The sequence below is a fragment of the Wolbachia endosymbiont of Glossina morsitans morsitans genome (genome assembly GCF_000689175.1).
In the GTDB taxonomy this organism is placed as follows: Bacteria; Pseudomonadota; Alphaproteobacteria; order Rickettsiales; family Anaplasmataceae; genus Wolbachia; species Wolbachia pipientis.
Genome location: NZ_AWUH01000017.1, coordinates 1 through 2,400 on the forward strand (window position 1 = coordinate 1; position 2,400 = coordinate 2,400).

General features: G+C 36.5%; 1 protein-coding gene and 1 pseudogene. One reads left to right on the forward strand and one right to left on the reverse strand.

Translation table 11 applies throughout. The features are described from left to right. On the forward strand, positions 1-399 hold a 399-nt coding region (locus tag WGMM_RS00560), incomplete at its 5' end, for a COX15/CtaA family protein (protein ID WP_038248413.1). Here the strand turns inward: WGMM_RS00560 and WGMM_RS00565 are convergent. After that, positions 348-2,400, reverse strand: a pseudogene (locus WGMM_RS00565) (ATP-binding protein); the annotation flags it as partial. The gene WGMM_RS00560 and the pseudogene WGMM_RS00565 overlap by 52 nt on opposite strands.

The window sequence follows — 2,400 nt, forward strand, 5'->3', positions numbered from 1 at the left end:
GTTGCGGGATTAAATGCTGGTTTGATTTACAATACCTTTCCACTAATGGACGGACAAATCGTTCCAGAAGATTTATTTTTCTTACACCCTATATGGCTGAATATCTTTGAGAACAGAGCGACAGTGCAATTTATACATCGAGCACTGGCATTGCTAATACTAACTTTGGTAGTAATACTCACAGTAAAAAATGCTAGCGTAAAACCGGTATATATTATGCTGCTCTCCATCATCATTCAGATAATTTTAGGAGTGGTTACTCTTTTGTTACACATACCAATAGCCATTGCCATAGCTCATCAAGTGTTTTCATTTATCTTGTTTGGGTCAAGTTTGTACTTCTTATGTTATTTAAGAAAGCAGACTACATCACCAATCTGCACATTTTTTCCTTCTTGAACGGGAATATTTTTTATCACCATTGCTGCTTCAGCACATATGATATTTTCCATTTTCATTGCCTCCACCACAAATAAAGGTTGTCCTATTTCCACCTGATCTCCTACATTTACGTGCAATTTAACTAATAAACCAGATATTGGGGATTTTACAGCATCTGCTGAAATCCCTTCTGTTTCATTATTTAGCATTAACTTACTTAATTCAGCTACATGAGGTTTTAATATACAACACTCAGCTTTCATACCTGCATGTCTTATGAAGTACTTGCTGCCTTGTCTTTCTATTTTAAGTGCTATATTGGTATCGTCATTAATTGTGATATATAGCAATCTATAACTTGATTTCCACTTGCCTATAACGGAGTATTTATTGTGATTATATACCGTTATTAATATATTATCTTGGCATTTTGCATTTACGGAGTACTCATTGTCATTTATATTCACTATGAATAAATCTCTTGCACGGTCACCTGCCATCCGAGTGGCTGATACTGGTGCCCCTTCTTTTTACTAGATTCCAGTGTCACGCACTGGAATGACACCTGAGATGTTTCATTCACTGCTTTATAATGGTACCTTTCTTCATTTTCCAAATGAACATATAACGCAGTGAAAATAAATATTTTAATATACTCCTCTGTAACAAAATCGCCGTGAAACCCACTAGGGTAATGATCTGGAATGAATCTCGTATGGAGCTTTGCTGCGATAAAATTTGGGTGATGGAAGATGGATTCTAGAAATTCTATATTATTTCTTACTCCTTCTATATAGCATTCAGACAATGCTTTTTGCATTCTGCTGATCGCTTCTACTCTATCTTTTCCATATGTTATCACTTTGGCAATCATCGAATCATAGAACATGCTAATTTCTGAACCTGCAGCAACTCCATCATCTATTCTTACATAATCATTTTCACCCGGTTTATCGTAATATTTTATTCTTCCGCTGGAAGGGAAAAATTTCTTCGATGGGTCTTCAGCGCAAATTCTACTTTCTATTGCAGAACCAGTAAGTTTAATATCATCCTGATTGAATCTCAATTTCTCTCCACAGGAAGTTCTGATCATTTCTTCTACTATGTCTATTCCAGTTATAAATTCTGTTACTGGATGCTCAACTTGCAATCTCGTATTTACCTCAAGAAAATAGAAGTTTTTGGTCTTTATTCTACAACAAACTCAACAGTGCCTGCTGAAAAATAGCCAACTTGCTTTGCCAGAAAAACACATTGAACATACATTTTTTGTCTTACTTCTTCACTAATGAATGGACTTGGCGTTTCTTCTATTATTTTCTTGATTATTCCTTTGTACCGAGCATTCTCTTTCTCCAAGACAAACTATATTGCCATATTTATCTGCTATGATTTGTATTTCAATATGTCTTGGCAACTCTATATATTTCTCTATAAAGATACTGCCATCCTTAAAACTTTTCTCTGCTTCATTTGTGGCTGATGTAAATGCTAGTTCAATTTCTTTTTTGGAGTTTACAATTCGCATTCCTTTGCCACCACCGCCTGATGCAGCTTTAAGCATAACCGGAAAGCCAATTTCTTCAGCAACTTGAGCTGCGTGGGCAGCGTCGCTAATCTTACCCATATACCCTGGCACTACATTCACTCCAGCTTTTTTTGCCGCTTCTTTTGCTGTTATTTTGTTGGCTGTAACTTCTATTGTTTCTGCACTGGGACCGATGAAGTCTATATTATGTTTTTGAAGAGCACGTGGAAAATCTGGATTTTCTGCTAAAAAACCATAGCCAGGATGAACTGCCTGCGCACCTGTTTCAACTGCTACCTCGCATATTTTTTCAATGTTTAAATAACTGAGGCAAGAAGGCGAAGGGCCGATATATCTTGACTCATCTGCTTGTCTTACATGCACAGAATTTACATCTCCATCCGAATATACGCATACACAAGATATACCCATCCTACGAGCAGTTCTGATAACCCTGCAGGGAATTTCTCCCCTGTTTGCTATTAAAA